The organism is Lutibacter sp. (assembly GCF_040883305.1).
Taxonomy (GTDB): domain Bacteria; phylum Bacteroidota; class Bacteroidia; order Flavobacteriales; family Flavobacteriaceae; genus Lutibacter.
Map to the genome: position 1 here is coordinate 1 of NZ_JBFLKT010000030.1, position 3,204 is coordinate 3,204.

General features: G+C 30.2%; 3 protein-coding genes. All 3 read left to right on the forward strand.

The features are described from left to right. The coding region (locus AB1Z17_RS00815) for a sensor histidine kinase (RefSeq protein WP_368049889.1) at positions 1–429 on the forward strand (429 nt) is incomplete at its 5' end. Positions 430–434: 5 nt separating this feature from the next. Continuing rightward, a complete protein-coding gene (locus tag AB1Z17_RS00820; protein ID WP_368049890.1) occupies positions 435–1,763 on the forward strand; it encodes a sigma-54-dependent transcriptional regulator in 1,329 nt (442 codons plus the stop codon). Between the two features lie 361 nt (positions 1,764–2,124). Beyond that, on the forward strand, positions 2,125–3,204 hold a 1,080-nt coding region (locus AB1Z17_RS00825; protein WP_368049891.1), incomplete at its 3' end, for a Glu/Leu/Phe/Val dehydrogenase.

Sequence of the window (3,204 nt, forward strand, 5' to 3'; positions counted from 1 at the left end):
AATGAGGTTATTTTAGACGCAATAAACCTATTAGATCCAACGTTTAAAAAACACAAAATCAAGTATACATCAAACTTCAGTAACCCATTAATTAAGTTAAAAGTGGATACTATTCAACTTACTCAAGTTGTTTTTAATTTAATTTTAAATGCTATTTATTTTTCACCTGAAGAAGGTATTATTACTATAAATGTAACTGATAACTTAAAAAATGTAACATTAAGTATTTCCGATCAAGGACCAGGAATAAAAAATAGTATTTACGATAAAATATTTGAACCTTTTTTTACAACCAAACCTGTTGGAGATGGATCTGGTTTAGGATTAAGTGTTGTGCACGGAATTATTAAAAGCCATATGGGTACAATTAAACACCAACCTAACTTTCCAAAAGGCACAACTTTTATTGTTAATTTTCCTAAATTATAATTGTTATGACATTAAAAAAAGAGAACATATTAATTGTAGATGATGATGTTAACATTTTAGAACTTATACAACGGCATTTGTACGACTTAAATTACCATAGTTATAAGGCAATATCTGTAAAAGAAGCAATTCAAATATTGAAAGATACTGAAATAGACTTGTTGATCACTGATCTTAAAATGCCTGAAGTTGATGGTTTTCAGCTTATTAAATATGTTTCTGAACATTTTCCTGCACTTCCTAAATTAGTTGTTACCGGCTATCCGTCTTTACATGATGCAGTTGATGTTATGAAATCAGGAGCTGTTGATTATTTAGTAAAGCCTTTTACAAAAGAGGAATTAAAAGAAGCTGTTGCAAAATCGTTTTCTCAAAAATTAACCAAAACAACTCACAATAAAGTTTTAAATAAAACGGATAAACAAAGTTACGGAGAACTAATAGGAAGCTCTAAAGAATTAAAAAAAGTAACCGAAATTATTGATAGAGTTAAAAATAATAAAGCAACTGTTTTTATACAGGGTGAAAGTGGTACAGGAAAAGAATTGGTAGCTAGAGCGATTCATTACATGGGTAAATTTGCTCGCGCACCTTTTATTGCTGTTAATTGCGCTGCAATTCCAGAAACCTTATTAGAATCTGAATTATTTGGTTATGTTAAAGGTGCTTTTACAGGAGCGGATACTAATAGAAATGGATTCTTCCAAGCCGCAAATACTGGAACTATTTTTTTAGATGAAATTGGAAATGCTTCACTAGCTGTTCAAGCTAGACTTTTGCGAGTTTTACAAGAAAAGGAAATTACTAAAATAGGGGCGCAAAACGCTACAAAATTGGATATTCGTGTTATAACAGCTACAAATAGTAATTTACTAGAACTTATTCAAAAGAAAATATTTAGAGAAGATTTGTATTATCGTTTAACAGTAGTTCAAATTGAGGTTCCTCCACTTCGAAATAGAATATCCGATATTCCGCTTTTAGTGGATAAATTTTTATTTAAATATGGATTAGAGTATAAAGATCAATTTATAAAAATATCAATTGATGCGCTGAATATTTTAAAGCGGCATCATTGGCAGGGAAATATTAGAGAGCTTGAAAATGTTGTGCAGCAAGCTATTATTTTGGCTGATTCAAATACTATAGAAGTTAAAGATTTACCAGAATATTTAAAATTTAAAATAAATTTTAACGAAACTTCCTTTGCTTCTCTTAAGGAATATGAAAAAAAATACATACTTAAAGTTTTAGAAGCTACTGGAAATAACAAGTCAAAGGCTGCTGAAATTTTACAAATAGATCGAAAAACACTTCGTCAAAAAATTCAATAATACTCAAGGTTTAATATTGGGTAATTTTGATTCATTTGAGGAATATTTCCTCACCTCAGTTTATGATTAAAACCTTTTAAAGGTGATTAATAATCTTAAAATCAAGTATATACTTAAAAAAAATTAATCATGTTGTTTATTGGAATGGCTCTTGCTTTATGGAGACAAATCTAAATAATAGCATTATGAATAAAATAGATAGTAGTTTGTGTTCAAATTGCATTCACAAACAATATTGCTCGTTAACTGAATGTAAAAGATTTATTTGGTCATGCAGTGATTTTGAGGTTACCAAACAAAACCACAACAATGATTTTCAAATAAATAATCAAGATTTAGTATTATTTTAAAATTAATAAATATGTTGATACAAGAGACAAAACAAAAAAAAGTTCATAAGCAAGGAATGTATAAAAATGTAATGAAACAGTTTAATGCTGTTGCAGATCTTATAGGTTTAAACCCTAATATTAGAAAAATTTTAGCGAATACAAATAATGAATTAGTTATTCATTTTCCAGTTAAAATGGACAACGGGGAGGTTGAAGTTTTTACGGGTTACCGTGTGCAGCATAATAATGCTTTAGGACCTTATAAGGGAGGTTTAAGATACCATTCAACTACAGATACCGATGCTGTAAAGGCACTTGCTATGTGGATGACTTGGAAAACTTCTTTAGCAGGGTTGCCTTATGGAGGCGCAAAAGGAGGAATTCAAATAGATCCTTCTAAGTATTCTAAGGCAGAATTGGAAAGAATAACTAGAAGGTTTACTTATGCATTGGGAGATAATATTGGGCCAGAACACGATATTCCAGCGCCAGATGTTAATACAAATGCACAAACTATGGCATGGATTGCAGACACATATATGTCTACAAAAACACCTTCAGAGCGTTCTAAAAATCAACATGTTGTTACTGGAAAACCAATCGGATCTGGAGGGTTAGAAGGAAGAGATAGAGCTACTGGTTATGGAGTTTATCTAACCATTAAATATTGGGCAAAAGCAAATAATATTTCTTTAGAAGGTAAAAAATATATTGTACAAGGTTTTGGTAATGTGGGTTATTGGGTTTCTCATTTTTTGGCTAAAGAAGGCGCTCTATTAATTAGTGTGCAAGATGCTTTTGGAACTATTTATAACGCTAAAGGAATTGCTGTTGAAGATTTACAAAATTATATGTTAAAAAATAATGGAAGTATAAAAGAATATCCAAATGCATTGGCAATAGAAAAAGAAGACTTTTATGCACTTGATTGTGATATTTGTATACCAGCTGCATTAGGAAATCAAATTACTGAAGAAAATGCACATAAAATTAAAGCGTTTTTGGTTGCTGAAGGAGCAAATGGACCAACATCTGTTGAAGGAGAAAAAGTATTATTAAATAATGGGATTACTGTAATTCCTGATATTTTATGCAATTCTGGTGGCGTA

What these genes read in the sequence shown, in the direction of transcription:
- AB1Z17_RS00820 (WP_368049890.1), top strand. Translation starts at nt 435, where the DNA reads ATGACATTAAAAAAAGAGAACATATTAATTGTAGATGATGATGTTAAC.